22 protein-coding genes and 2 pseudogenes are annotated in these 26,548 nt (G+C 70.8%); 11 read left to right on the top strand and 13 right to left on the bottom strand.

All coding sequences use genetic code 11. The annotated features are described in order from the left end of the window. Positions 1–32: 32 nt before the first annotated feature. Entirely contained in the window at positions 33–941 is a 909-nt protein-coding gene (locus tag ACLJQE_RS24740; protein ID WP_410641719.1) for a hypothetical protein, read from the bottom strand. 22 nt (positions 942–963) lie between these two features. On the opposite strand from ACLJQE_RS24740, the gene ACLJQE_RS24735 reads away from it, so the two are divergent. The 5 genes from ACLJQE_RS24735 to ACLJQE_RS24715 all read left to right on the top strand — a co-directional run bounded on the left by ACLJQE_RS24735 (position 964) and on the right by ACLJQE_RS24715 (position 9,271). Then, the gene (locus ACLJQE_RS24735; protein ID WP_410641718.1) at positions 964–3,492 is read left to right on the top strand and encodes a double zinc ribbon domain-containing protein; all 2,529 of its coding nucleotides are present in this window, start codon (positions 964–966) and stop codon (positions 3,490–3,492) included. Positions 3,493–3,665: 173 nt separating this feature from the next. Beyond that, positions 3,666–5,489, top strand: coding sequence for a flavin-containing monooxygenase (locus ACLJQE_RS24730; protein WP_410641716.1), 1,824 nt, complete (start codon positions 3,666–3,668; stop codon positions 5,487–5,489). Continuing rightward, positions 5,486–7,042 carry a hypothetical protein gene (locus tag ACLJQE_RS24725; protein WP_410641715.1) on the top strand — a complete coding sequence of 519 codons (1,557 nt, stop codon included), beginning with the start codon at positions 5,486–5,488 and terminating at the stop codon, positions 7,040–7,042. The genes ACLJQE_RS24730 and ACLJQE_RS24725 overlap by 4 nt, the downstream gene beginning before the upstream one ends. Continuing rightward, on the top strand, positions 7,039–8,529 hold the full coding sequence (locus ACLJQE_RS24720) for an MDR family MFS transporter (protein ID WP_410641714.1): 1,491 nt from the start codon (positions 7,039–7,041) through the stop codon (positions 8,527–8,529). The genes ACLJQE_RS24725 and ACLJQE_RS24720 overlap by 4 nt, the downstream gene beginning before the upstream one ends. Further along, a complete protein-coding gene (locus tag ACLJQE_RS24715; RefSeq protein WP_410641713.1) occupies positions 8,510–9,271 on the top strand; it encodes an SDR family NAD(P)-dependent oxidoreductase in 762 nt (253 codons plus the stop codon). The genes ACLJQE_RS24720 and ACLJQE_RS24715 overlap by 20 nt, the downstream gene beginning before the upstream one ends. A 26-nt stretch (positions 9,272–9,297) precedes the next feature. On the opposite strand, the gene ACLJQE_RS24710 is transcribed toward ACLJQE_RS24715, so the two are convergent. The 7 genes from ACLJQE_RS24710 to aztB form a co-directional block, all read right to left on the bottom strand. Continuing rightward, positions 9,298–9,606 carry a hypothetical protein gene (locus ACLJQE_RS24710; RefSeq protein WP_410641712.1) on the bottom strand — a complete coding sequence of 103 codons (309 nt, stop codon included), beginning with the start codon at positions 9,604–9,606 and terminating at the stop codon, positions 9,298–9,300. Positions 9,607–9,816: 210 nt separating this feature from the next. Further along, the gene (locus tag ACLJQE_RS24705) at positions 9,817–11,964 is read right to left on the bottom strand and encodes a heavy metal translocating P-type ATPase (protein ID WP_410641711.1); all 2,148 of its coding nucleotides are present in this window, start codon (positions 11,962–11,964) and stop codon (positions 9,817–9,819) included. A 5-nt stretch (positions 11,965–11,969) separates the two neighbouring features. Beyond that, positions 11,970–12,248 (bottom strand): DUF1490 family protein, encoded by a 279-nt coding sequence (locus ACLJQE_RS24700; protein ID WP_410641710.1) that lies wholly within the window; start codon positions 12,246–12,248, stop codon positions 11,970–11,972. Positions 12,249–12,499: 251 nt separating this feature from the next. After that, positions 12,500–13,684 (bottom strand): zinc metallochaperone AztD, encoded by a 1,185-nt coding sequence (gene aztD, locus ACLJQE_RS24695; protein ID WP_410641709.1) that lies wholly within the window; start codon positions 13,682–13,684, stop codon positions 12,500–12,502. A 46-nt stretch (positions 13,685–13,730) separates the two neighbouring features. Beyond that, positions 13,731–14,669 carry a zinc ABC transporter substrate-binding protein AztC gene (gene aztC / locus ACLJQE_RS24690; RefSeq protein WP_410641708.1) on the bottom strand — a complete coding sequence of 313 codons (939 nt, stop codon included), beginning with the start codon at positions 14,667–14,669 and terminating at the stop codon, positions 13,731–13,733. Further along, entirely contained in the window at positions 14,666–15,886 is a 1,221-nt protein-coding gene (locus ACLJQE_RS24685; RefSeq protein WP_410641707.1) for a hypothetical protein, read from the bottom strand. The genes aztC and ACLJQE_RS24685 overlap by 4 nt, the downstream gene beginning before the upstream one ends. Continuing rightward, the gene (gene aztB / locus ACLJQE_RS24680; protein ID WP_410641706.1) at positions 15,883–16,746 is read right to left on the bottom strand and encodes a zinc ABC transporter permease AztB; all 864 of its coding nucleotides are present in this window, start codon (positions 16,744–16,746) and stop codon (positions 15,883–15,885) included. Before aztB ends, ACLJQE_RS24685 begins: the two co-directional genes overlap by 4 nt. A 46-nt stretch (positions 16,747–16,792) precedes the next feature. Between aztB and aztA the strand changes: the two genes are divergently transcribed. Continuing rightward, entirely contained in the window at positions 16,793–17,503 is a 711-nt protein-coding gene (gene aztA, locus ACLJQE_RS24675; protein ID WP_410641705.1) for a zinc ABC transporter ATP-binding protein AztA, read from the top strand. Between the two features lie 129 nt (positions 17,504–17,632). On the opposite strand, the gene ACLJQE_RS24670 is transcribed toward aztA, so the two are convergent. Next, complete coding sequence (locus tag ACLJQE_RS24670; RefSeq protein WP_410641704.1) at positions 17,633–18,502, bottom strand: TetR/AcrR family transcriptional regulator; 870 nt, start codon at positions 18,500–18,502, stop codon at positions 17,633–17,635. Between the two features lie 88 nt (positions 18,503–18,590). Between ACLJQE_RS24670 and ACLJQE_RS24665 the strand changes: the two genes are divergently transcribed. Together ACLJQE_RS24665 and ACLJQE_RS24660 are read left to right on the top strand one after the other, a co-directional pair. Next, positions 18,591–20,402 (top strand): right-handed parallel beta-helix repeat-containing protein, encoded by a 1,812-nt coding sequence (locus tag ACLJQE_RS24665; RefSeq protein WP_410641702.1) that lies wholly within the window; start codon positions 18,591–18,593, stop codon positions 20,400–20,402. A gap of 101 nt (positions 20,403–20,503) precedes the next feature. After that, positions 20,504–20,662 (top strand): annotated as a pseudogene (locus ACLJQE_RS24660) (ABC transporter ATP-binding protein); the annotation flags it as partial. A 397-nt stretch (positions 20,663–21,059) separates the two neighbouring features. Here the strand turns inward: ACLJQE_RS24660 and ACLJQE_RS24655 are convergent. From ACLJQE_RS24655 to ACLJQE_RS24645, 3 genes are all read right to left on the bottom strand, one after another. Further along, positions 21,060–21,485: an Imm1 family immunity protein gene (locus ACLJQE_RS24655; RefSeq protein WP_410641700.1), complete on the bottom strand. Its 426-nt coding sequence runs from the start codon at positions 21,483–21,485 to the stop codon at positions 21,060–21,062. After that, positions 21,479–22,072, bottom strand: a complete 594-nt coding sequence (locus ACLJQE_RS24650) for a DddA-like double-stranded DNA deaminase toxin (protein ID WP_410641699.1) — start codon at positions 22,070–22,072, stop codon at positions 21,479–21,481. Before ACLJQE_RS24650 ends, ACLJQE_RS24655 begins: the two co-directional genes overlap by 7 nt. Positions 22,073–22,802: 730 nt before the next feature. Then, the gene (locus ACLJQE_RS24645) at positions 22,803–23,225 is read right to left on the bottom strand and encodes a MarR family winged helix-turn-helix transcriptional regulator (protein WP_410641697.1); all 423 of its coding nucleotides are present in this window, start codon (positions 23,223–23,225) and stop codon (positions 22,803–22,805) included. 92 nt (positions 23,226–23,317) lie between these two features. Between ACLJQE_RS24645 and ACLJQE_RS24640 the strand changes: the two genes are divergently transcribed. Together ACLJQE_RS24640 and ACLJQE_RS24635 are read left to right on the top strand one after the other, a co-directional pair. Next, positions 23,318–24,124, top strand: a complete 807-nt coding sequence (locus tag ACLJQE_RS24640; RefSeq protein ID WP_410641695.1) for an alpha/beta fold hydrolase — start codon at positions 23,318–23,320, stop codon at positions 24,122–24,124. 137 nt (positions 24,125–24,261) lie between these two features. Continuing rightward, a complete protein-coding gene (locus tag ACLJQE_RS24635; protein ID WP_410641693.1) occupies positions 24,262–25,449 on the top strand; it encodes an oxygenase MpaB family protein in 1,188 nt (395 codons plus the stop codon). Between the two features lie 155 nt (positions 25,450–25,604). Here the strand turns inward: ACLJQE_RS24635 and ACLJQE_RS24630 are convergent. Continuing rightward, positions 25,605–25,754: pseudogene (locus ACLJQE_RS24630) on the bottom strand (M20 family peptidase); the annotation flags it as partial. A 12-nt stretch (positions 25,755–25,766) separates the two neighbouring features. On the opposite strand from ACLJQE_RS24630, the gene ACLJQE_RS24625 reads away from it, so the two are divergent. Next, on the top strand, positions 25,767–26,543 hold the full coding sequence (locus ACLJQE_RS24625; RefSeq protein WP_410641691.1) for an Lrp/AsnC family transcriptional regulator: 777 nt from the start codon (positions 25,767–25,769) through the stop codon (positions 26,541–26,543). Positions 26,544–26,548 lie beyond the last annotated feature (5 nt).

The raw sequence follows: 26,548 nt of genomic DNA, 5'->3' as shown, positions 1-26,548 counted from the left end.
AATGACGAGGCACCGCTCTGCGTGCCGCTGTCCTAGGCGAAGACGGCCGCGACCGCCGCGCCGACCTCTCGCTTGGTCAAGTAGAAGGTGGCCTCGTGCGGTTTCGCGCCGTTGTCCACCGTGTAGCCGCTCTCCAGCACGCCGTCCGCCCCGGGGAAGAGGGCCGTCAGGTCAGGGCGGGCCGCGACCAGGTCGTCGCGGTCCGCGAGGTTGACCCAGCGGGCGAGGCAGCCGGGCACCGACGGCGGCTGCGGGCGGGTGCGTTCATAGACGATCGTGCGCGTGCCCAGCGGTGATCCGAGAGTGACCAGCAGCGGCAACGGACGGCCGAGCCGGTGGACGGCCTCGTAGGCGACCACCGAACCCAGCGAATGCGCGACGACGATCTCGGTCTCCGGCCCGACCAGGTCGGCGACCCTGGCCTGCACCCGCTCCCGCACCTCGTCATCCGTCAAGTAGAGGGTCACCTGCCGCAACGCTCGCACCAGCACCCGCTCGGCGAACGCGACCCCCAGCCGGGCGAACGGCCGCAGCCGCACCAGCGCGTTGAGAACCGGCCGGGCCGCCGCGCGGACGCCCTGTTCCTCCCCCGCCTTTTCGTGCAGGAGCTGCAGCTCGTGGCGCGCGGTCTCCTGATCGGACTCCCGGCTCGCGGAAACGGCGGCGCGGGCCAGCCACTCCTCGGCGAGCACCGCGGCGAACGGCCACTCGGTCTCACCCAGCACGTCGTCGGCGCCCTGCTGCCCACGTGCGGCGAAGACGTCACCGTAGAAGGCCATCCGGGCCTCGCCCGGGCGGGCGGCACGCCACAGGCGGTCGGCGAGGCCGGGGTGGCCCGCGGTCCGGACTCCGCCGGCCAGCGCCGGGAGCCATTCCGCTTCCAGGCTGTCGGCTGATTTCTGTTCCTGCGCGATTCCGTGGACCAGCACGATTCGAGCCATAACGCACCGTATCGTGAGCACCGTGGGTGAACGACGAGCTTTGGTGATCGCCTCCCAGTGCGCGTCGTTGAACCTGCTGTCATTCCTGCCCGACGCGGCGCGCGAGGTCGCCGACGCGCTGCTGGACCCCGACCTCGGTGGCTGCGTGCCCGCTCTCGCGGACGGGCGTCCGATGCTGGTCAACCCGACGGCGGCGGAGCTCGACACCGCGGTGGCCGCGGCGTTCGAACGCGCCTCCGAGGACGAAGCGACGTTGTTCCTTGCGCTGGTCGGGCACGGCGACTACGCCGACGACGATTTCTACTTCCTGACCCACGACGCCACCTCGCCGCCGGACAGCCGGACGGCGTTCCACCTCGCGCAGCGGATCAAAGAACTGCTCGGCCGCCATTCCCTGCTCGACGGCCTGGTCATCCTGCTCGACACCTGCCACGCCGGAGTCGCGGCGACCCAGGCGGCGGCCCGCTGGGTGCACATCGTCGGCCAGGCCGGCAAGCGCTTCGAGGTCCTGACGGCGTCGGACGACCGCACCGCCGCCGACGGCTGCTTCAGCCGCTCCCTGGCCGGCGTGCTGCGCTCGGGCCGTCCCGAACTCGGAGAACGGCTGCGGTGCCCGGACCTGAAACGGGTGATCTCCGCGTTCTGCCCCCGGCAGACCGCCGTGCACCTGGCCTTCGACGGGGTCCGCACGACGACGAAGGGCGACCAGGGACTGTGGCTGGCGGTCAACGCATCCGAAGCGTGGCGCCCCTTGCTCGGCAACCCCTCGGCCGCGGAGATCGAGCGCCTCACCGACCGGTACCGCCCGGCACCGGCGCTGAGCATGCTCGTCGGTCACCTGCTGATGGGCGTGCGGTGCGTCGCCGTCACCGGGGATGCCGGATCGGGCAAGTCGACGCTGGTGGCCGCGCTCGCCCGGCCGGCGATCGCGGCCGACGTCGTGCCGTCGAAACTGCTGCACGCGGTGCTGCTCCTCACCCCGGGGCAGACCGGCGAGCAGATCGCCGCCGAGCTCGCCCGCCAGCTGCGGCGCAGCGTCCCCGGGTTCGACGCGGCCCACGCCCGCTATCGGGAGCAGCCTCGCCTCGACGCGAGCGCCTTCGACCTCGATGTGGCCGGGCCGCTGCGCGTGCTCACCCAGGAGTGGCGAGGCGGCTCGATCCGGATCGCCCTGGACGGACTCGACCGGCTGGACGCAGCGGAGTCGCCGCGGCTGACCCGGGCCCTGGGTGCGGTGATCGCCGATCCGGCGCTGGCCCGGGTGCAACTCGTCGTCGCCGCCCGGCGGTCCCCGATCGAAGCGGACACGAGGGTCCTCCACCTGACCCGCGAAGAGGCGGGGTTGGTCTGCGCCGCCTGCGGAACCCGCAACCCTGCCGAAGAGGCGTTCTGCGAGGTCTGCGGGAGTTTCCTGTCGTGGCGGGCCGACAGTATCCGCACGGGCGCGAGCGAACCTGCCCCTCCGGCGCAACACTCCCGGCCGGCGGGTGTGCAACCGCCGGCCTCCGGCGAGGCGCTGTGCCCGCTCTGCGGGAGTGGCAACGCGCGCACCCGAAGGTTCTGCAGCCGATGCGGCAGCACTCTCGCAGCATCGCCCGGCGGAGGTCCCCCTCCCCCAACAGGCAGCCTCCCGGCGAGGCGAATTGCCGACACGGTGCGTGCGGTCCGGCTTGTCGCGCCGCTCCTGATCACGACCGCTGCGCTGACTTTGGCGCTCCCTGAACCGGCCCGGTGGTATCCGGCCGGCGTCGGGATCATGACGCTGCTCTGCCTGGCCGGCTACTCCTTGTACCGCCGGCGACGTCGACGGCTTGCGGCTGAACCGGACTGGCAGTGGAGACCGGGTAGACCAAGCGCTGCCGGAGATGACGGCACCGCCATCCTCGAGCACGGCTTTCGGCAGGGCCACTCGGCCGACGTGGTCCGCGCTGTCCTTCGTGCGTCCGCGTCGCACGGTCCGCTTCCGCTCACGATCCTGGCCCGAGCGTCCGCAAGGCTGGGCGGCCCCGGACGCATATCCGAACTTCGGGACGCGCTCGTCCGCCTCGGCGACGACGTACTCCGAAGCCGGGCAGGCAGCCCCGACGAGACCGTCAGCCTGTCCGTTCCCGCGCCTCGGCAGGGCCGCGTCACGGCCCATCGCGCACTCCTCTACGCGATCGGCGAGCTGGCACCGGCGAGTGAGCAGTCCCGCGACACGCCCGAGCAGCGCTATGCCCGAGCCGCCGAAGCCGCTTACCTGTGGCAGCTGGGCCAGCGCGAGGAAGCCGTGCACAGCCTCGACGAACGTCCGCTCACCGTGCCGTTCGAGAACCTCGAACGGTGGACCGCCTGGGCGGGCAAAGCCGCCGTCGAACTCGGCGACGAGCATCCGTTGACGCTGCGCTGCCGGGCCCGGGTCGCCGCCTGGACCGGCAAGTCAGGCGATCCCGCCGCCGCGGCCGCGGCGTTCGAGGAGCTGTTGCCCGTTGCCGAACGCGTGCTGGGCGCGGACAGCCTGACGACGCTCGGCATCCGGCACGGCGCAGCTGCCCTGCGCGACGACAGGTGAGCGCACCTTCCCCTGAATCCTCGGCCGTGAACCTGCTCTTCACCCGTTGCCCCGAGGTGGCCCCGAAGGCGATCTGCACGGTAGCCTAAGTCAAGCAGTTGACTTAGGTTGTGTGTCCGTTCGCCCGCTCGCCCCCGAACTCACGTCCTGCCCCGGCAGGCGGAAGGGAACACATGTCCTCCCGACCGGCAGCTCCGGACCGCCCGCGCTTCACCGCCGAGGAGCTCGGCTTCGATCCCGAGGCCCTGCGCGCGAAGTACCGGGCGGAGCGGGATCGCCGCCTCCGTCCGGAAGGGAACGCCCAGTACCGCCGGGCGGCCGGGGAATTCGGCTACTACGCGGCCGATCCCTACACGCCCCGCGGCGAGCGGGAGTCCGTGCACGACCGCGTCGAAGCCCTCGTGGTCGGCGGTGGCTTCGGCGGGCTCCTCACCGGGGCCCGGTTGCGCCAGGCCGGCGTGCCGGAGATCCGGGTGCTCGACGAGGCCGGCGACTTCGGCGGCACCTGGTACTGGAACCGCTACCCGGGCATCCACTGCGACATCGAGTCCTACGAATACCTGCCCCTGCTGGAAGAAGTCGGCTACGTGCCGAACTGGCGCTACGCCCCCGGCGAGGAGATCCGGCAGCACGCGATCGCCGTCGCGAAGCACTTCGACCTCTACCGCGACACGCTGTTCCACACCCGCGTGACCGAGCTGCGCTGGGACGAGGACGCCGCCGAGTGGCAGGTGCGCACCGACCGCGGTGACGCCTTCCGCGCCCGCTACGTCGTGGTGTCGTCCGGCACGCTCACCCAGCCGAAGCTACCCGGCATCCCGGGCATCGAGACCTTCCGCGGGCACACCTTCCACACCAGCCGCTGGGACTACGGCTACACCGGCGGCAGCCCCGACGGCGGCCTGGACCGGCTGGCGGACAAGAAGGTCGGCATCGTCGGCACCGGCGCCACCGGGATCCAGGTCATCCCCCACCTCGGTCGCGACGCCGAGCAGCTCTACGTCTTCCAGCGCACGCCCTCGTCGGTCGACGTCCGCGGCAACCGTCCCACCGACCCGGCGTGGGCGGCGTCCCTGCGGCCGGGCTGGCAGCGGGAACGGATGGACAACTTCCTCACCATCGTCGCCGGCGGGCACGCCGAGCACGACCTGGTCGGCGACGGCTGGACCAGCACCGGCCGGCTGCAGCGGCAGATGCTCGGCGGCGCCGTCGACACCGGCCTCGCGCCCGAGGACCGCGAGTACCTCGACGAGATCGCGGACTTCGTGAAGATGAACGAAATCCGCGCCCGGGTCGACGAGGTCGTGACCGACCCGGCCACCGCGGAACTGCTCAAGCCCTGGTACCGGTACATGTGCAAGCGGCCGACGTTCAGCGACTTCTACCTGCAGACCTTCAACCGGCCGAACGTCACCCTGGTCGACACGGCCGACCACGGCGGGATCACCCGGATGACGGAGAACGCGGTCGTCGTCGGCGACCGCGAGTTCGAGGTGGACTGCGTCGTCTTCGCCACCGGCTTCGAGGTCGGCGTCTCCGGTGTCCTCTCCGGAACGCTGCCGGTGTACGGCCGCGACGGCGTCCCCCTGCTGCACTCGTGGCACCAGGGTCCGAAGACGCTGCACGGCTTCTACAGCCACGGCTTCCCCAACCTGTTCCACCTCGGGCCGCTGCAGAACGCCTCCGCCGTCAACTTCGTGCACATCCTCCAGGAGCAGGCCACGCACATCGGCGCCGTCGTCGCCGCGGCCCGCGACCGCGACGCCCGGTACATCGAACCCACGGCCGAAGCCCAGGAGGCGTGGGTCGGCACGCTTCGCGCGACCGCCCGCGACAACTCCGCGTTCCTGACCGAATGCACCCCCGGCTACTACAACAACGAGGGCAAACCGCGTCCGTTGGTCAACTCCTTCGCCCCGGGGCCGATCGTCTTTCACGACCTGCTGCGCCGCTGGCGCGAAGAAGGCGGGCTGGCCGACGTCCTGGTCGGCGCATGAGCGGCTTCCGAACCCGCCGGCTGACCCGGCCCACCTCGTTGCGGGGATCCAACGGGGTCGCCTTCGGCCCGGACGGCCGGCTGTACGTCGCGCAGTTCCTCGCCGGCGAGATCAGCGCCGTCGACCTGGCCACCGGCGATGCCGAGGTGGTCGTTCCGGCCGGCGGGCCGGTGCAGACGCCGGACGACCTCGCCTTCGGCCCGGACGGCTCGATGTACCTCACCGACCTGGTCCCCGGCCGCGTGTGGCGACGCCACCCCGACGGCACGTTCACCCTGGTCACCGACCAGGTCCGGCTGCCGAACGGGATCGCCTGCGTCGGCGACCGCCTGTTCGTCAACGAGATGATCCCGGACGGCCGGTTGCTGGAACTGGCCGAGGACGGGGTCAAGGTGCTGACCGGCGGGCTGGCCATGGGCAACGCCATGCAGCTCGGCCCCGACGGTGCCCTCTACTACCCGCACATGCTCACCGGCGAGGTCTTCCGGATCCCGCCCGACGGCGGCACTCCCGAGCTCGTCGCCGCCGAGGTCCACGAGCCGGTCGCCGTCCGGTTCGACCTCGGCGGTGTGCTGCAGGTGCTCTCCCGCGGCGCGGCCGGCATCGTCACCCGCATCGACCTGTTCGGCACCGGCGACCGGACGCTGCTCACCAGCGGGCTGGCCGGGCTGGACAACGCCGCCTTCGACCCCGAGAACCGCATGTTCGTCTCCAGCTTCGCCGGCGGCGGCATCACGGAGCTGCACCCGGACGGCCGGACCCGCGAGATCGCCCCGCGGGGCTTCGCCGGCCCCTACGGGGTGACGGTCGACCTCGGCGGAACCGTCCACGCCGCCGACCACTACCGCATCGCCGAGCCGCGGCACCCCGAGGGCGACGTCACCACGACCGAGCTGCTCCCCTTCGTCCACGGCATCGCGGCCGACGGCGAGCTGCTCCACCTGACCTCGCAGTTCGGCCAGGTCCGGACGTATGACCGGGCCACGAGGTCGATCCGCACCCGAGCCGACCGCCTCGACCAGCCCCTCGGCATCGCCGTCCGCGCGGACGGCGTGCTCGTGGTCGCCGAGGCGGGTGCGGGCCGCATCGTCACGATCGACGCCGAGGACACCCTCGGCGTGCTCGCCGACGGCTTCGGCCGCCCGGTCGACGTGGCGGTGGACGGAGACGGACGCTGGTGCGTGAGCGACGAGGAGCGCGGTGCGGTGTACCGCCTCGACGGGGAAGGCACTGGGGAAGGCACTGGGGAAGGCACTGTCGTCCTGGCGGACGGCCTCGGCGCGCCCCAGGGCATCACGGCCGGCGACGGTTGCCTGTACGTCGCCGAAACCGCGGCGGGCAGGCTCGTCGCGGTGGACCTGGTTTCCGGTGCCGTCCGGACGGTGGCCGACCTGCCGGCCGGCCCCGGGCGGCCCGGCGAGCTGCCCGCGTTGCACGCCCACGGCCTGCCCGGTGCTGCCCGGCCCTTCGCCGGACTGGCCGCGGCCGGCAACGCCCTCTACGCCGCCGCCGGCGGCACCGTCCTGCACCTGACGCCCGCGGAAGAGCCGTGACCGCACCCGAGCGAAGGCAGGTCCTCCGGGCACTCAGCGGTCTGCTCCTCGCCTTGTTCGTCTCCACGCTGAGCAGCACCGTGGTCTCGACGGCGCTGCCGCGCATGCTGCACGACCTGCACGGCTCGCCCGTCCAGTACGCCTGGGTCGTGACCGCCACGCTGCTCGCGGCCACCGCCACCACCCCGATCTGGGGCAAGCTGGCCGACCTCTACCGCAAGAAGACGCTCATCCAGCTCACCGCCGTCGTCTTCATCGCCGGGTCGGTCGCCGCGGGCCTGGCCCAGAGCACCGGCCAGCTCATCGGGGCGCGTGCGGTGCAGGGCATCGGCGTCGGTGGCCTGCAGTCCCTGGTCCAGATCGCCATCGCCGCGATGATCCCGCCCCGCGAACGCGGCCGCTACGCCGGTTACCAGAGCAGCGTCACGGCGTTGTCGACCATCGGCGGGCCGTTGCTGGGCGGTTTCCTCGTCGACACCCCCTGGCTGGGCTGGCGGTGGTGCTTCTTCATCGGCGTGCCCGTGGCGCTGGCCGCGCTGGTCCTGCTCCAGCTCACGCTGCGGCTTCCGGTGGTGCGGCGGGAAAACGTGCGGATCGACTACTGGGGCGCCACCCTGATCACCGGCGGGGTCAGCCTGCTGCTGATCTGGGTGTCCTTCGCCGGCGATGCATTCGCCTGGGTGTCGTGGCAGACCGGCGGGATGGTCGGCGGCACGCTCGTGCTGCTCGGGCTGGCCGCCTGGGTCGAGACGCGGGCCGCCGAACCCGTCGTCCCGCCCCGCATCCTCCGGCAGCGCACCACCGCGCTGGCCATCCTCGGCAGCCTCGCCGCCGGCACCGCCATGTACGGCGCCGCGGTCTTCCTCAGCCAGTACTTCCAGGTCAGCCGCGCCCACACCGCCACCGAAGCCGGACTGCTGACCATCCCGATGATGGCCGGCATCCTCGTCGCCTCGATCGTCGCCGGCCGCCGGATCAGCCGGACCGGCCGCGTCAAGCCGTTCCTCGTCACCGGCGCGATCAGCCTCACCGCCGGGTTCGCCGGCCTGGGCCTCATCGACGAGCGCACTCCCCTGGTCTTCATCGGCACCGCGATGCTGCTGATCGGCACCGGAGTCGGCATGACCCTGCAGAACTTCGTGCTCGTGGTGCAGAACGCCGTCCCCCTGCGGGACATCGGCGCGGCCAGCGCCACCGTCTCCTTCTCCCGGTCCCTCGGTGGCACCATCGGCGTCGCCGTCCTCGGCGCGGTCCTGGCCCGCCAGGTCGCCGATCGAGCCGCGGCCGGCGACCCGCCACCGGTCGCCTACGGAGCCGCCACCGGGCACATCTTCGCCATCTCGGCCGGTGTGGCGCTGCTCGGCGTGCTCGCCGCGGTCCTGCTCAAACCCGTGTCACTGCGCGAAAGCCTCGATCTGCCCGACGCCACCGGGACGACAACGCCAGGAAGTTCCAGGAAGGAAACCCATGTCGCAGAACGGCACTGACCGCCGCTTCACCGGCCGCACCGTCATCGTGACCGGCGCCGGATCCGGCATCGGCCGCGCCGCCGCGGTCCGCATCGCCGCGGAAGGCGGCCACGTCGTGGCCGCCGACCTCGACCCGGCCCGGCTGGACGGCCTCGTCGAACAGTGCGGCGAGGAATCCGTCACCGCGGCCGCCGGGGACATCACCGAGCCGGAAACCGTGGCGCAGATCGTCGCGGCCGCCGGGAGCCGGATCGACGGCCTGGCCAACGTCGCCGGGATCATGGACGGGTTCCTCCCACCGTCCGAAGTGGACGACGCGGTGTGGGACCGCGTCCTGGGCATCAACCTGACCGCGACGATGCGGCTGACCCGGGCGGTGCTCCCGGCGATGATCGAGGCGGGGCACGGGTCGATCGTGAACGTCGCTTCGGAAGCGGCGTTGCGCGGGTCGGCGGCGGGCGCCGCGTACACCGCATCGAAACACGCCGTGGTCGGCTACACCGCCAGTGTCGCGTTCTTCCACGGCCCGCAGGGAGTGCGGGCCAACGCGGTCGCGCCGGGACCGACGATCACCGGCATCGACGGCGGGATGCGTTCCCCGTACGCGGCCGGCCGCGGTGGCCCGGTCATGCAGGCGACCATGACGGCGCCGGTGGCACCCGAGCAGGTGGCGGCCTCGATCGTGTGGCTGCTCAGCGACGACGCCACCAACATCAACGGAGCCGTCCTGCCCAGCGACGGCGGCTGGTCGGTCGCCTGAGCGTCACTCCGCGAGCCCGCCGGACATCAGAAACGGGACCTGATCCTCGCCAGATCGGTGATCGACAGCTCGCTGCCCGCTTCAAGCAGGGAGACGCCATCGTCGTCGACGAAGCCGCCCATGGCAGCGCTCTTGACCAGCGCTCCGTACACGTGGAACCAGTGCCAAGCCGTCTTGGCGTCGGTAGCCCTCTGGGCGGCGGTGAGCAAGGCCAACGCCGCCGCCTCCTCACAGGACGTCGGAGTCTGCGCGGTGGTCACCTCCAACGGAGAAAGCATTTCCCCGCCGGCCGGGGCGTACTTTTCCGCGGCAACCTCAATAGGGTTCACCATCATGTCTCTCACCTTGTTTCTCCGGAAGGAGCCGCTACGCGCAGCAAGCCGAGAATGTCTTCGGCGAAGCGAGACTAGCTGGCACCGACCGCACACACATCCTCCGATATAAGGATTCTCGCCTGCGCCAATCCGGGAAACAGCGTCGGAAAACTTCGGAGCTGTCCATTCACAGTGTACGTTTGTGTGCTACCGAAGCCCTTGGGGGCGTGGTCACGGCCGCAGCCGGTAGCGGATCAAGCGTGAACTGTTGCCGACCACCGCGACCGAGGACGCGTTGTGCAGGATCGCCGCCGCCACCGGTGACAAGGCGCCCGCGGCGGACACCGTGAGCCCGACCGCGTTGACCGCGATCGACATCCCGTAGTTCTGCCGGATCAGGGTGATCGCGCGCCGGCCGAGGTCGCGCAGGTCCAGCAGGGCTCGCAAGTCGTCGGTGGCGAGCGCGACGTCGGCGGTCTCGACGGCGACGTCCGTACCCGCGACGCCCATCGCGATCCCGATGTCGGCCAAGGCGAGCGCGGGCGCGTCGTTGGTACCGTCCCCGACCACCGCGACCGTGTACCCCTCGGCCTGGAGCTGCCGCACGACGTCCTGCTTGTCCTCCGGCAGCACCTGGGCCCGGTACTCGTCGACCCCCAGCTCGGCCGCGACCGCCTTCGCGGTCTCCGGGTTGTCGCCGGTGAGCAGCACGATCCGCCGGACCCCGTCGGCACGCAACCCGGCCAGCACCTCCCGTGCCTCCGGCCGCACCGTGTCGCGCAACGACACCAGCCCGGTCAGCCTGCCCTCGACCGCCAGCAGCAGCGGCGTTTCGGCGGCGCGCCGCAGTTTGCCGACCCATTCCTCGGCCTCGGCGGAGATCCGGACGCCCTCTTCGCGCAGGAGTTCGGCATGGCCGATCAGCATGGTGCGGCCGTCGCTCTGGACCCGCATCCCCTGGCCGAGCAGCACCGCGCACTCTTCGTGCGGCGGGATCTCGATCCGCCTCTCCTCCGTGGACCGGATGACGGCCTGGGCCAGCGGGTGCCGGGAGTGGATTTCGGAACTGGCGGCGTAGGCGAGCACCTGCTCCGGCGACCAGCTGTCGTCGAATGAGATCACGTTCGTCACCACCGGCCGGCCCAGCGTGAGCGTCCCGGTTTTGTCGAACACCACCGCATCCACCCGGCCCGCGGCTTCCAGGTGCGCGCCGCCCTTGATGAGGATGCCGCGGCGCGCACCGTTGCCGATCGCCGCGCTGATCGCCGTCGGCGTCGCCAGCCCCACCGCGCACGGGCACGCGACCAGCAGCATCGTCATCGCCCGCCGCACATCCCGGGTCACCAGCAGGGTCAGCGCCGACAACGCGAACGAGGCGGGCACGAACCGCCGCGAGAAGGTGTCCCCGACCGTCTGGATCGGCGCGCGGTCCTCCTGCGCCTGCTCGACCCGCGCGATGATCCGCCCGATCGCGGTGTCGGCCCCCACCGCCGTCGCCCGGACGACGAGCCGGCCGCGCAGCAGCACCGAACCCGCGTGCAGCACCGCGCCGGGCGCGACCGTGACCGGCAGCTGCTCACCGGTGACCGCGGCCTGGTCGAGCACGCCGTCACCCTCGACGACCACGCCGTCGACCGGCAGGACGACGTGCTCGTGCACCACGACCTCGTCGCCGAGCTCCAGGTCCGCGATATCGGCTTCGACCTCGACGCCGGCCGGGGTGCGCACCCAGGTACGGGTCTGCGCGCCGGTGAGCAGCTCCGAGATCGCCCGCCGGCTCCGCCGGAGCGTGAGGTCCTGCAGGTACTCGCCGATGTTGAGCAGCCACAGCACGGTGAGCGCGACGACGTTCTCCCGCAGCACCAGGCTCGCCACCGTCGCCGCCGACACCAGCGCGTCGGTCCCCGCGCCGCGCCCGCCGGCCAGCGACCGCAGCGCCCCGCGCAGGAAGGGGTAGCCGGTGAAGATCGTCACCGCGGTGGCCGCGGTGCGGCCGGCCGGGCCGAGCACCGGCGGACGGCGCAGCCCGTAGCGCCGCACCCCCAGCAAGACCAGCGCCAGGCCCCCGGCCGCCAGCCGGAGGAGATCCCCGGAGCCGACCTCCGCCGAGCGCGGCACCCGGGCGACGGCGGCCGCGGGATCCGTGCGCAGGGCGTCTTCGATCGCGGCCACCAGCTCGGCCCGGTCACAGCGGCGCCGGTCGTACCACACCACGACGCTGCCGGTACGCGGATAAGCGTGCACCTGACGAACCCCGGTCACCCGGTCGGCAGCGTCTTCGACGGCGACCGCGCGCGCCCGGCTGCCACGCAGGGCGGCACCGAGGAACCGGGCCCGCCCGCCGGCGTCCGACACCAAGGTCAGCGGCGTTTCCGGCACGGTGGTCAGTGCTCGTGCCCGTGACCGGCCGGCGCACCGGGAACGGGCGCCTGCTCCCCGATCCGCTCCCGCGCCTCGCTCAGCACGTCCGCGGTCGCCAGCCGCACCCTCTCCGCGCCGGTCTCGGCGGCTCGAGCGCCCTTGAGGCCCCACGCCGTCACCGCGACCGTCGCCGACCGGAAAGCACCCGACCGGGCCATCCGCTTCACTCCGTCGTACACCGCGGCGCCGGCGACGCCGGTCACCACCACACCCGCCGCCTTGACGGCGATCCCACCCAGCATCACGAGGCCTCCTTGGTCATCCGGCACCAGCACCGCGCCACCTCGTTGCGGCGGTCGCGGAATGAGCGAGCCTAAGCCCGCAAGCGGCCCGTGTCCTGATGAGACTACCTGGCAACGGTTGTCGATACCGCCTGCCGGACCGTGATCCCGGCCGCACCGGTGTCCCCTCAGGACAGACGAACAGGATGAATGCCCGTTTCCGGCCGTCCACCCACCACCGGGACCGGCCCCCGGCACCCCCGCGGTTCGTCCTATGCGGTCACTCCGCTGATCTCGTTCGGCACGCCGGGGAGCGCGCCGGTCGCGGTCTTCGTCCCCGACTCGATGTCAACCGAGTGGATCTCCTTCTTGTTCGGGTCGGTGACGTAGGCCGTCCCGCCCCGGACGAAGATCGCCGGACGCGGCTGCTGCCAATCCAACGGCTCCTGCCAGGTACCGGTCACCTCGATCTTCCGCACCACCGAACCGGTCACCGGGTCGATCACGTGGATCCGGCCGTCGGTGCCCAGTACCAGCGCCTCACCCCGCGGGCCGCGGGCCAGTGACCGGAAGCTGTAGCTGACCCCGAGATCGACGTGCCGGAGCGTGGCTTTCTCGGTGTCGATCAGGGAAATCCTGGTCGGGCGCTCGAGTTCGGCCTCTTTGTCCACTTTGTAGTCGCCGAGGGTGATCGGCGAGACGTCGGAACCCGCCTGGTTGCCGATGCGCCCGTAGGGGTCGGGACTGGTGACCTTGGTGATCTTGCCGTCCCGGTAGACCAGCACACCGGTCTCGCAGCCGATCACCACGGCCTCGCCCCGCGCGGCCGCTTCCCCGTGCACGCCGGGGCACTGGTCGTTGCGGGCGATCTCCTTGCGGTCCTTGTCCAGCACCACGATCCCCGGCCGGGAGTCCGCGTTCCCGATGGTGGTGACGAGTTCACCGCCGGCCAGTTCGACCGCGACACCGTGGTGCGGTTCCGGCGTCTTGTGCTGCGGAGCCGGGAGGGGGCCGGTGCCGAGCGTCTTGGGGTCGAACACGGTCACTTCGCCGGTGCCGTCCGCGAAGAGCACCGTCTTGCCCGCGTGCCGGACGACGTGCCCCGGCTTGGGTGCCTTGAACTCGGCGTCGGTCAGCACCGCACCGGCGGCGTCGAGCACGCGGAACCCGGTGGCGGTCGAGACCAGCAGGTGCTTGCCGTCCCCGGCGGAGTTGAGGCGGTTGAAGCCGTCCAAGGGGATGTCCTTGACCACCTTCAGCGTTTTTCCGTCGAGCACGGAGATCCCGCCGTCGTAGGTGACGGCGACGGGCTCGGTGACCACGGCCGCGGCCGGCGCCGGAGCGCCGCCCTGAGCCGGTTCGGACCCGCAGGCCGACAGTGCGAGGGTGCTCGCGGCCGTCGCCGTGAGCGCGGCGTACCTGATGGTTCGCCGCCGTGTGAACCGCGCTTCTACCATTTCTGCTGCCTTTCGTCTTTCCATCGGCTGTGCGTGGGGTCCGTGTTCAAGGCCGGGTCAGGCCGGTGGCGATCGCCTCGGTGTTGGCGTGCATCATTTCCAGGTAGGTGGCCGCACCCTGGCCGGGCTCGCTCAGCGACTCGGAGAACAACGGGGTCACCGCCACCCGCAGGCCGGCTTGTTCCGCCAGCACGCGCGCGAGCCGGTCCGGTTGCGAGGAATCGGCGAAGATCACCGGGACGCCGGCGGCCCGGACGGTGTCGGCCAAGGACTTCAGGTCCGAACTGCTGGGTGAGGCGAGGGTGGTGCCGCCGGGGATCACCGCGCCGACGACCTCGAACCCGAATCGTCGGGCCAGGTACCCGAACACGTGGTGGTTGGTGACGAGTTTCCGCCGGTGCGGCGGGATCTCCGCGAAGCGGCGGCTCATCGTGGCGTCGAGGGCGCCGACTTCGCCGCGGTACCGGTCGGCATTGGCTCGCACCACCGCCGCGTCGACGCCGGCCACGTGGGCGATGATCTGCTCGGCGATCGTGTTCACCGCGTCGCGCACCCGGCCGGGATCGGTCCAGAAATGCGGGTCGGGACGCCCGGCGGCTTCGTCGCTGGTGTAGCTGATCGGGTTCACGCGCTCGCCGACGGGCAACGCGGGCACCCCGCTGTCCTCGGCTGCCCGCACGGTGCGCAGCATTCCTTCTTCCAGGCCGAGTCCGTTGTAGACGATCAGCCCGGCACGCTCCGCTTCGGCCGCCTGCTGGGCGGAAATGCCGAAGGAGTGCGGGTCGGCGTTCGGTTTCATGAGCACCGTCACCTCGGCCTGGTCACCCACGATGGCGCGGGTGACATCACCGAGGATGTTCGTGGTGACCACCACCGAGGACCGGGCGTCGCCGGCGGCGGAACACCCCGTGGCGACCAGGAGTGCCGTGGTGATCAACGCAATCACGGGGAGAACGGCGCGCCGCCGCCTGCCGGAGGGGCTCATCGGCCGGTCTCCACGACATAGCTGGCCTTGCCTTCGACGGTGAACGTCCTGGCGCGGCGGAGGTTGTCGTTGTAGTCGATCTCGTACACCTCTCCCGAGGCCGGATTGTTGACGTAGGCACGCGTGGTGTCGACCTGGATCGCGGGCGGGACGGCACCACCGGCCGCTTCCGGCGGCACCAGCCGGGTCTGCGCCTGTTCCCGTCCCGTGGCGGTGTCGAAGGCCCGCAACACACCGTCGCGCGTCAGCGCCAGCAACGGCGCGCCCTCCCCCACGGCGTTCACGGCGGCGACCGGACCGGTCTCGATGCGGCTCCACGTCCGCCGGCCGACATCCAGGGACCACACGGCGTCGTCTCCCGCCCGGGCCGCGAGGGTGGAGCTGCCCGGGCGGTGCTCGAACCGGACCGCACGTTCCTGCTCGCCGACCTCACGCGGATACGGGATCTTCTCCCCGGCGAACACGCCGTCCTTCTCCGTCACCAGCAACGCCCCGTCCGCGCAACCGAAAACGACACCGCGCCGGGTGAGCGCCTGTCCCTGGAGCTCCGGGCACGGTGGCCCGATCTCCGCGGCCGGCTTTCCTTCCCGGTCGTAGACCCGCACACCACGCGCGTAGCGCCGGCCCGGGTCGGCCACCGACGCGAGGATGCGCTCGCGGTAGGGCACCGCCGTGCTCAGGTGGGCGGCACGGACGATCTTCGCCTTCTCGACGACGGAACCCCGGTCGAGCTGTGCCCGGTCGAGCAAGCTCGTCGTGCCGTCCGGAAAGGACACGGCCGACACCACGGGGTCGCTGTGGACGCTCAGCGGCTTCCGGCCCGGCGCGACACCGACCTCGCGGACCGCAGCGCGGTAGTAGTGCACGTGGTCACCGTGATCGACCGTCCAGGATCCGCTGTCGACCACGTGCACCGACTCGTCCTGACCGGTCAGGTAGCCGAACCGCCCATCGCCGATGACGCTCCGCACGCCGTTGACGCGCCCTGCCGGACGGACCTGTTCGGTGATCAGGTCCACCACGTGCACGGCACCCGTTCCGGCATCGGCCACGACCAGGCGCGACTGCGCCTCGGCGGCCTCCTCGGCTCCTTCGACGTACCCGTGCGGCGGCGCTTCGGCAGGGGGAACCTCGTTCCGTCGTTCACCGCCGCAGGCCGCCGACGTCAGTGCCGCCGCCGCGAACAGAGCGGCACCCCAGCGTGTCCGGAATTTCATCGTGAACGCTCGATCTCGGTTGTCGGGTCAGGGATTCGCCCGCTCAGCCGGCGCCAGGTGAAGGACAGCAGCGCGGAAACGAAGAACAGCAGGACCGAGCCGGCCGCGATGCTCGCGCCGGCGGCGGTGCCCCAGTGCCAGGAAACGAGCAGCCCGGCGACCGTCGCCAGGATGCCCAGGAGCGAGGCGAACAGCATGATCGTCGTGATGCGCCGCGCCCAGAACAACGCGGCCGCCGCGGGGGCGATGAGCAGCCCGAACACCAGCAGCGTGCCGACCACGCGGAAGGACGCCACGATGGTCAGCGTCACCAGCATGAGCAGCAGGGCGTTGGCCAGGCCCGGACGCAGGCCCAGCGTGTGCGCCTTCCGGGCGTCGAAGGTGAGCGCGACGAACGAGCGATACCCCAGCAGCGACACCACCGCCACGATCACCAGCGTGACGGCGAGGACGGTCAAGTCGCCTCGGCCGACGGCGAGCACATCGCCGAAGAGGAACCCGGTGAGGTCGACCGCGAACGACCGCGAATGGGAAACGATGATGACGCCCGTCGCGAGCATGCCCACGAAGAGCAGCCCGATGGTCGTGTCCTGGGACAGCCGCCGAGAGCGGCCCAGCGCCGTGACGCCCAGCGCCATCACCCCGGCGCTGACCGCGGCCCCGATCACCAGGTTCACGCCGGCGAGCGAAGCGATCGCCACCCCGGGCAGCATGCCGTGCGACATCGCGTCACCGATGAAAGCCATGCCCCGAACCACGACCCACGTCCCCACGAGCGCGCACACCACCGAGACGAGAATCCCGGCCACCAGCGCACGCTGCACGAACGACACTTCGAAGGGGATGAGCAACCAGTCCACGCCGCCACTATACTGACAATGACTATCATTATCGTAGGAGTGCGAGTTGAGTCACGACACGGCAGCGATCACGCTGAGCGCGGTCCGCGCGAGTTACGGACCCCAAGAGGTGCTGCGCGGGATCACCGCGGCGGTACCGCACGCGCGGATCACCGCGATCGTCGGAGCCAACGGGGCCGGGAAGTCCTCCCTGCTCAACGTGATCGCCGGCGTGCTGCCGGCGACCAGCGGATCGGTCACGACCACGGGACCGGAGCGCCCGGCTTACGTGACCCAGCACAGCGATGTTCCCGACGCGCTGCCGATCACCGTGCGCGCCACGGTCGCGATGGGGCGGTGGGCGCATCGGGGTCCGTGGCGCCGGCTGACCACAAAGGACCGTGCGGTGGTCGAAGACTGCCTGGCACGGCTGGCCATCACCTCGATCGCCACCCGCACGCTGGGCACCCTGTCCGGCGGGCAGCGGCAGCGGGCACTCGTGGCACAGGGACTCGCTCAGCAGTCCGGGCTGCTGCTGCTCGACGAACCGACGGCCGGACTCGACCCGCACGCCCGGACCCTGATCGACGAGGCACTCACCGCCGCCCGCGACGAAGGCGTGACCATCCTGCGCGTCACCCACGACCTCGCCGTCGCCGATCAGGCGGACCACTGCCTGTTGCTGCGGGACGGTCACCTCGTCGGCGAAGGCCTGCCGAGCGCGGTGCTGACGCCGGACCGGGTGGCCGAGGCCTGGGGCGTCCCGTCGTTGCGGTGAACCGCGCCGATCGGCGACAGCCGGCCCTGGATCGCCCCGCCGCATAGGCCGTTATACGCTCGAAGGATCACCTCCGCCCCACCAGCCTCCCAAGCCCCAAAAAACGTCACTTTCCCCAGGAAAGAGGCGTCACGGCCGAGCCGACTGGCGCCGGCGGTAGGCACGTTGCTGACAGGCTCTCGAGCAGTAGTCCCGGGGCCGTCCCCGCCCTGCCCCGCCCAGCGGCTTCCCGCACATCGAGCACTCCGCTCCCCCATTTTCGTCACGCATTACCTCACGTCGCCGGCTTTCGACGAGCACCTGGACACCATCGAGCGTGCGCTGCAGCCCGAACTCGAACGGGTCGAGCGGCTCGTCCATCCCGCCGCTCTCCCACAGCCCCGCCAAGGCCGGATAGGCGTCCAGCCTCTCGAACAGGGACTCGCGTTCGCTCCACCAGCGCTCGTGGGAGATCCCGGTGCGCCGCTGGAGTTCCGCGGTCTCCCCCGCCTGACGCGCGACCGACTCGACGAAGCCGCCCACGAGGTTCACGACCGCGATCACCTGAGCCGGCGCCAGACCGCCGCGTGCAGCGACGTCGAGCGCGTGGTCGTACCCGGCCATGATGTTCGGCCCGGGCAGACGGCGGCTTCCCGCGCTGTAGACCAGCCAAGGATGCCGTCGGTACACCTCCCACGTCCGCCGCGCCCAGCGTTCGAGGCCGGCCCGCCAGTCCAGCCCGTCCGCGGGCTCCGGAGGCGCCTCCCCGTAGACGGCGTCCCGCATGAGTTCCACCAGTTCCGCCTTGCCGGGGACGTAGCGGTAGAGCGACATCGTCGTGGTGCCGAACCGTTCCGCGACCTTGCGCATGGACAACGCGCCGAGGCCCTCGGCGTCCGCGACCTCGATCGCCGCCGCGACGATCCGCCCGAGGCTCAACCCCGGCCGGTCCGGTTCGCGCGCCCCCCACAGCAGCTCGATCGCCCGTTCCGGATCCGGCTGCGCGTCGTCTTCAGCCATCCGCCGCTCCCTTGACGCTGGTCACTCAATCGTGTTTATCTTATAAACCTCAATATATCCGATAGACAACCTCCAGGAGCGCTTCGCCATGCCCGAAAACAGGTTGTACGTGTCCCCCGACGGCCAGGACGACTGGCCAGGCACCCTCGACCGGCCGTTCGCCGGCCCGCACGCGGCCCAGAGAGCCGTCCGCGCGCGCACCGCCGAGATGACCGGCGACATCGTCGTCGCCTTCCGAGCCGGTGCCTACCACCTCGAAGAACCGCTCGCTTTCGACGATCCGCAGGCCGACTCCGGAACCCACGGCTTCCGGGTGATCTACCAGGCGCACGGCTACGGAACGGCCGGACAGGAGCAGGTCGCGTTCAGCGGTGGCCGCACGATCACGGGCTGGTCCGCGGACGCCGACGGCGGGTGGACCGCCCCGATCGGCGAGCTGGTACCACGACGGCTCTCCGTCGACGGCCGCCCCGCCGCCCGGGCGGCTCGCACCACCGGGCTTCCGGGAAACGTGACGAAAACAGCTACGGGTTACGTCACGGACAGCGTTGAGCCTCAGTCGTGGCCGGATCCCTCGGGACTGGAGTTCGTCTACCCGGGCGTCTATCCGTGGTCTGAAGCCCGCCTGGCCGTCGCCGCGATCTCCGGAGACGGCTCCTCGACCACCATCACCATGGCCCAGCCCGCGTTCGACAACGCCAAGTCCCTCTACGACTCGAAGTGGTACGGCGCCGGCGGGGACGGGACCTGGGATGGTCTCGCCGCGCCCTCGGTGCTCGAGAACAACGTGGCCTTCCTCGGCGAGCCGGGCACCTTCGCCGTCGACCGCTCCGAACCGGGCGGACACGTCCTGCACTACCGCCCGCGCCCCGGCGAGGAGATCGGCAAGACCACCGTGCTCGTGCCCGTTCTCGAGACGCTCGTCAGCGGGACCGACGTGCACGACATCGTGCTGCGCGGTCTCACCTTCGCCGACGCGAACTGGCCGGGTCCCGCCCGCTCCGGCGGCTACCTGCACTACCACGGCAACGGCTACCACGAGCGCGGCGAATTCCAGAAGATCGACCTGGGTGCCGACGTGGGCTACGTCCACGTTCCGGCGACACCGAGCCAGTTGCCGGCCAACGTCACCTTCGACTCGGTAAGCCGGATCGTGCTGGAGGGCAACCACTTCACCCGCCTCGGCGCCGGCGGACTGGCGATCGAGGGCAGTACCGCCGTCGAGGTCCGGGGAAACGTTTTCGACGAGATCTCGGGCAGCGGGATCGCCGTCCAGGACTCGGCTCGCGTCACCGTCGAGGACAACCTCGTCCACCACATCGGCACCGAGTACCGCGGCTCACCCGCCGTCCTGGTCTTCGACTCCGAAGAGACCACCGTGGCGCACAACGAGATCCACGACGTCCCGCACAACGGCATCGTGATCACCGGTGGCGGGCGGGCCAAGGGCACCCAGGTGGTCGGGAACCTCGTCGAACGCAGCATGGGCGCACTGATGGACGGCGGCGGGATCTACCTGTCCGCACCGCAGGGCTCGTCGTTCGCCGGCGGGGCGGTGGTCCGGGGCAACGTGATCCGCGACGTCCTGACGTCGTACAACTTCGGGCTCTACGCCGACTACGGCGCCGCGTGGATCACCGTCGTCGGGAACATCGTGTGCCGGGCCGACACGCCGATCGTGCTGCAGGTGGGCCCGCCACTGGAGAACGTCGCGTTCCTCGGCAACTTCTGGGACGTCCAGCCCGACGGCTACGACGCCCCGCCCAAGACCGTGACCGTGGCGGCGAACACCGTGCTGCCCAGGGAAACCTTCGACGAAGCGCTCAAGGCGGACCCCGCGGCGGCCGACATCCTCGAGCGGGCGGGACGGCGCGGCTGCCGCGGGGAAACGTCGACATGATCTCCGCACCCGGTCGTTCCTGCCGTCAGCCGGCGTGACAGGTGATATCGGCGGCGGGCAAGGTGCCGTGGCGGAAGTAGGTGTTCACCGCGTTCTCCACGTGGCGGGCGCGGGTGGGCGTGGTGCTGCAGTCCTGGCGCGATCACGGCAAATGGCGGGTGCGGGAACTGCTCGCACATCTGGGTTTCTGTTATGCCTGTTACTCCACTGAACAGATCAACCGGCCATGGGACGTCGACGACCTCGCCGCGGCGGTCGGCCGGCTGTCTCAGCAGATAGCGGCCGATGGCGAAGTGCCCTGGACCCGCGACGGGCAGCATTTCGCGCGGTCGGCCATCGAGTCCATCCACTGGGAGGAAACATCGTCGTCAGCATGTCAAAGGCCCCAGGCTTCATATTCCGGCGATCCGAGTTCGCCCGATGTCATATCCGCGCTGGGCCAGACCAACCCGAGCATGCAAAGTGTCAGGTTGCGCAGCCCTTCACGGCGCCTGATCGCGCGGCCGCTCACGCTCCCCGTACCGCCCGTTTTCCGGTAGGCACAGTGGGAATTTGCCATCCAGAAATCACGCGGGTATGCGGCGTACATGCTTAGTCAAATATGAGCCGAATTAGCCGTAGTTCGACTGGATAGTGCGCAATCGCAGTCGAGTGTTGTTACTGACGATCAGGCGCCTCCTCCATCATGGACGGCAACTCCTCCCGCTCCAAAAACGCCGCCGCCACCCGTCGCGCCTCAGTCATCGACACCTCACAGCTTGCCGGTATCTCGCTCGCATTGCCCATGTAGTCATAAATCACATTACCGGTCCGGCTTGCGTCACCTACGGTATGCACTGCCCGGGGCGTCATGAACATGACGAAGCCGGTTTCCTGGCCAATGCCCATATCAAACACGCCGCGTCGTGGTTCGCCCTGGACGGAGCACTCAATCATGGACGGAACCGGCAGGCCTTTGGTGTCAGCCTGGACCTGGGCAATCAGGGCGTCCAGTTCGGCGGTCGTGCTTACCAGAATGGGCGGGTCGCCTTCGGCGTAGTCGTTGTCCGGTTCCTGGTTGTACCAGACCTCCAGCGTCACCACGGCTTCGCTCCTCCGGAGAACGTCTTGCGGTACCGCGGCGCGTGTACCGTCATGGAATAGCCCTCCGGCAGGATAACCGGCACCAAGGTGTCGCACCCGTACGGACCCTTACAGGGCCGGTTATTGAGCACGACGTCCAAGTGCTTGCGCCCCTCGTCCACCATGCGGGCGGCGAGCTTCTGCTCCACATCCGATACCCGCGTCGTTTCTGCCGGCACAGGGATACCGCGCTCTTGCAGGATGGCCCAAGCCCGCGCCGAGTCCTCATCCCGTCCGCTGGCAATGGGGTGCGCCTGGCCGTGCTCGTCCACCCACTGCCCGTACGTTTTGACGCCCGTGTTGGCGATGACGGGCGGCGGCAGGTCGGCTTGGAGGGCTTCGGCTTGTTCGCGGGTGAGGCGCTGGCCGTCCGGCACCGCCGAGGCCTGCGCGGGGGCAACTGGTGGCTGTGTCGGCGTTCCAGCAGGGGAGCCGCCTTCATCCGGCGGGTTGGCAGCTCCGAGGCGTTCGAGGTAGCCGCTGAGTGCGCCACTGGCACGGTTGACGAGATCGGCCATCTCATTGGCCGCCTGAGCGGCGGTGCTCAAGCCACCAACAGCCCGTGTCATCTCCTGCTGCTGTGAGCCGGTCTGGTTCAGGGCTTGGCGGCTTCTTCAAGCAAGCTGGCGGCTTGCGTCAGACTAGCGGTGGACAGCTTGCCGAGCGCCGTGCGCACGGCTGCCGCCAGCTCCGACACTCCCGCCATGATCGCCCCCAGCGTCCATACTGACTGTTCAACGGCTTGCTGTCACTGTCCGCAAGGGGGATGAACCGGCCGAGGGTGGTTACGAGTCCCGGCCGCCCCACCAGGGCGTGGTCAGGGGCCGAATCCGGGGCAGATCTTGCGCCAAGGCCGTCTGACCAGCATCGAGCAGAAGCCGACGTGTGTTCACCCGTGCGCTTCGAGGTGCTTGCCGACCATAGATCAGTGAATACTGACACTTAGTAGCGAGCCCCCGGACGGCCATCCCGGCCCGCGCAGCCGCCACCTTTTCTTCGATCTCGGCGGGCGTGAGCTGCCGGGCCGGCCGGCAGCTGATCACGATTGCCGGCGGGGCAGGAAACTCCGCGAGCCACTCCTCCGCCATTTTCAGCAGACGCTGAACGGCCTTGGACGGGCATGCAAGGGCCCCAACTGCGCCCAGCTCGATGGATCGCGGGAAGCCCGACTCGAATCCGCTACGAACGCAAAGCCGGCAACTTCCTCGCATTCCTCACCCCCGGCGCAGCTCTCACCAGCTTCAAGAGGCTTCGCATGCTCGCCACCTGAGACACGCCCTAAGCGGCCGGGCCGGGACCGAGTGCGCGGTCCAGCAGCTCGCCCAACTGGTCGAGCTGGGTGGCCGACAGGTCCCGGAACGAAGATTCGACGACGGCGTCCACGAGGTCCTGCCCCTCGGCGCGCAGGCGCGCGCCTTCCTCGGTGAGCCGGTGCCGCACGGCCCGGCCCGGCCCGGGAACCCGTTCGATCAGGCCGCGCTCGGCCATCCGCGTGGCCAGCGAACCGAAGGACTGGTCGGTCTGGAAGGTCAGCACCGCCAGCTCGTGCAGCGAGGCATCCGGCTCGCGGTGCAGGTGCCGCAGCGTGTCCCACTGCACGAGGGAAAGCCCCAGCGGCGCCAGCGCGCGGCTCAGCGCGCGATGGTGGCGGTACTGCAGGCGCTTGACGGCCAACGCGACATCACCGGGGCGGTACTCCATGCGCGCATCCTAACCGACCTGAGACAGGTTGCTTATCTAAGGAACCTTATATAAGGTCGCTTAGGTACCGAGCCGACGACCGAGAAGGACCCATGACGACTCTCCCCACGACCGGCTCGCCCCGGCCCACCCGCACCGAAATCCGCACGCTCGGCCCGGCCGAGGTGACCCTCCAGGACCGCGACCGCACCCGGCCGTTCCTGCTCCTGCACGGAGGTGGCGGCGTCGCCACGATGACCGGCTTCGCCGACCTGCTCGCCGAGCGCACCCGTTCCCGGGTGCTGCTGCCCACCCACCCCGGCTTCGGCGGCACCCCGAAAGCCGAAAGCTTCACCGACGTCAAGGCGCTGGCGCGGACGTACGTCGCATTGCTGGAGAAGCTCGACCTCACCGACGTCACCGTGATCGGCAACTCGTTCGGGGGCTGGCTGGCCGCCGAGATCGCCCTGCAGCGGTGCCCGCGGGTCAGCTGCGCGGTGATCATCGCCGGGATCGGCATCGAGGTCGACGGCCACCCGCCGACCGACGTCAGCGGCCTCTCCCCCGCCGAGCTGCGCGCGCACTCCTTCCACGACCCGGGCAAGGCACCCGTCCCGCCGGGCGGCGGCACCGGGCCGAGCCCGGACGTCCGGGCCCTGCTCGGCTACACCGGCCCGGCCATGGCCGACCCCACCCTCGCCGGCCGGCTCGGCGCCCTCGACATCCCGGTCCACGTGCTCTGGGGCGAAAGCGACCGCATCGTCGACCCCGGATACGGCAAGGCCTACGCCGCCGCGATCCCGCTCTCGACGTTCACCCTGCTCCCCCGCACCGGCCACCTGCCGCAAGTCGAGACGCCCGAAGAACTGCTGGACGCACTCCTCGAGCTCGGCGACCGTCCTCGGGAGACACCGGCCTGAGCACCACGCTGATCGGCCCCGGCCCGGTCAGCGACGCCAATTGTCGACGGAATGTGACCGGAGCCGTCACTGGTTCGTGGCTCGGTTGTCCCCGGATGGCGCTAGCCGCGCATTTCCTTTCCGCCAAGAATCAGCGGGTGCCGGAAACCGGAAAATCCACGTCGGCCGGATCGCCCGCTTTCGAAGAGCTGAAGTTCCACGGTGATCCGCTCGCCGACGCCGTGATCGCGGATCTGGTGTCCAGCGGGAAGACCGAGGTGGTCAACGAGGTCCTGGCGCATTTCCGGGACAACGACCAGCCCATTCCCGAGAACCTGCCGGAGGCGGTGCGCCGCTACCTCGTCGCCACGGACGTCCCGCCGGAGTGGGCGGATCTCGATCGGGTCGCGGACGCGTACGAGTTCTTCGTCGACGACGGCGTGCACGTGGCCTCGGTGCTGTCGTTCGGGGCCATGGTGAACTGCTACGCCCAGCCGCGGCCGTCCCGGGTGCTGTCGCTGACCCACCGGCTCAACCAGCCACACCGGCGGCTGTCGGAGACCTCCCAGTTCGTGCTGAACATGATGGGTCCCGCGCCGTTCGGCTCCGGCGGCGGGTTCGTGCCGACGATCCAGAAGACGCGGCTCATCCACGCCGCGGTCCGGTACTTCATCGCCCGCTCCGGTGAGTGGGACGCGGCGGCGGACGGGGTGCCGCTGTGCCAGCAGGACATGCTGGGTGCGCTGCTCATCTTCTCGGTCCAGGTCATCGACGGCATGCGCCGGATCGGCATCACGGTGACCGAACGCGAGGCGGAGGACTACTACTACGTCTGGCGGGTGACGGGCGCGATGCTCGGCATCCCGGCCGACGCCATGCCGGAGACGCTGGCCGGGGCCCGGGAACTGAACGCGGAACTCGTCGAAGCGACCTACGGCCCGTCCGCGGAAGGAATCGAGCTCACCCGCAACCTCCTGCGGCTGTACGAGGGCATGATCCCCGGCAAGGCGTTCGACGGGGTGGCCGCCGCGGTCGTCCGCCAGGTCGTCACCCCGGAGGTCGCCGACTGGCTCGAGGTACCGCGCTCGCGGGGCTGGAGCCGCGTGGTCGGCGCCGGAACGCGCTTGATGCAGCTGCTCGAACGGTCGGAAGGCCGCAGCCGGACCGCCACGGCGGTGCTCGACAAGGCGGGCAGCCTGCTGCTCGGTGGAAGCGTGCGCACGCTCACCAACGGGCAGCCGACCGCGCTGAACATCCCGGCAGACCTGCGGGAGAAGTGGCTCGCCGCCGGCGTCTGCCCCGCCCGGGGAGGGCCGGCCCCGGGCACCGAGCCGAAGCCCCGGTGAGCCGTGCCGCGGACGATCCGGGCTGGTGAGCTGCTGCCGGACAACCGGCCCGGCGGCCGATCGAGCCGAGTCGCCGCCCCTGGCTTCCTCGGCCGTCCATGACCACGGGTGCGAGGTTCACCGGCCGGATGCACAAGGGCCGCGACCGACCGCCGCTACAACCGCGTCAGCAGGCCGGCGACCAGTGCGATCCGGTCGGGGATCGCGTCGACGAGCACGTGTTCGTGGCGGGCGTGGGCGCCCGCGCCGCTGCTGCCGAGCCCGTCGAGCACCGGCACACCGAGCGGGGCGAGGAAGTTCGCGTCGCCGTCCAAGGAGTGCCGCAGGCCCAGTCCCTGTTCGTCACCACCGGAGACGCGGACCTCTACTGCACCCTGTATCCCCTGCCCGGCACGGACATGCGCCGCCTGCTGACCGAGACGCTGCCCGCCACGCCCGGCATCGCCTCCCTGCAGTCGCACCTGGTGCTGAACGCGCCCCGGCAGGCGGTGGCCTGGCGCCTGCACCGGCTGCCCGCGGAACAGGCCGCGGCGCTGCGGCAGCAGGCCGACGCCACCCCCAGCCCGATGCCCACCGCGCTGGGGCCGCTCACCGAGGCCGAGTTCGCCACGCTCCGGCTCCTGTTCGACGACGGGCGGATTTCCGCGGCCCAGGTCGCCCGCGATCTGGGCCTCAGCCGGTCCACCGCCTACCGGACCATCCAGTCCCTGCTGGAAACCGGTGCGGTGCGGCCCCGGGTCGAGATCGAGCCGGCGGTGCTCGGCTTCCCGATCACGGCGCTGTTCACCCTGGACGTCCGGCCGCGGGACGTGCCGGGTGTCCTGGCCGCGCTCGGCGAACACCCGCACGGGCGGTTCACCGCGATGACCGCCGGGCCCGCTTCGGTCCTGCACCACGGCGTGTTCACCGGCGAGGACCACCTCTCCCGGTTCGTCACCGAGGACCTCGGCGCACTGCCCGGGATCAACGGCCTCAACATGTCGACCACCCTCGCCGTGCTGCGCCGCCAGTGGATCGACCGCGACGAAGACCACGTGCTGGCACCGGGACCGCGCGACATCCTGCCGGCGCACGGGATGGCCGCCCGGCCCTGACACGG

This window comes from Amycolatopsis sp. lyj-346 (assembly GCF_046548975.1).
In the GTDB taxonomy this organism is placed as follows: Bacteria; Actinomycetota; Actinomycetes; order Mycobacteriales; family Pseudonocardiaceae; genus Amycolatopsis.
The sequence above is the reverse complement of the archived record's forward strand: the minus strand, read 5'-3'. Positions and strand labels throughout refer to the sequence as shown.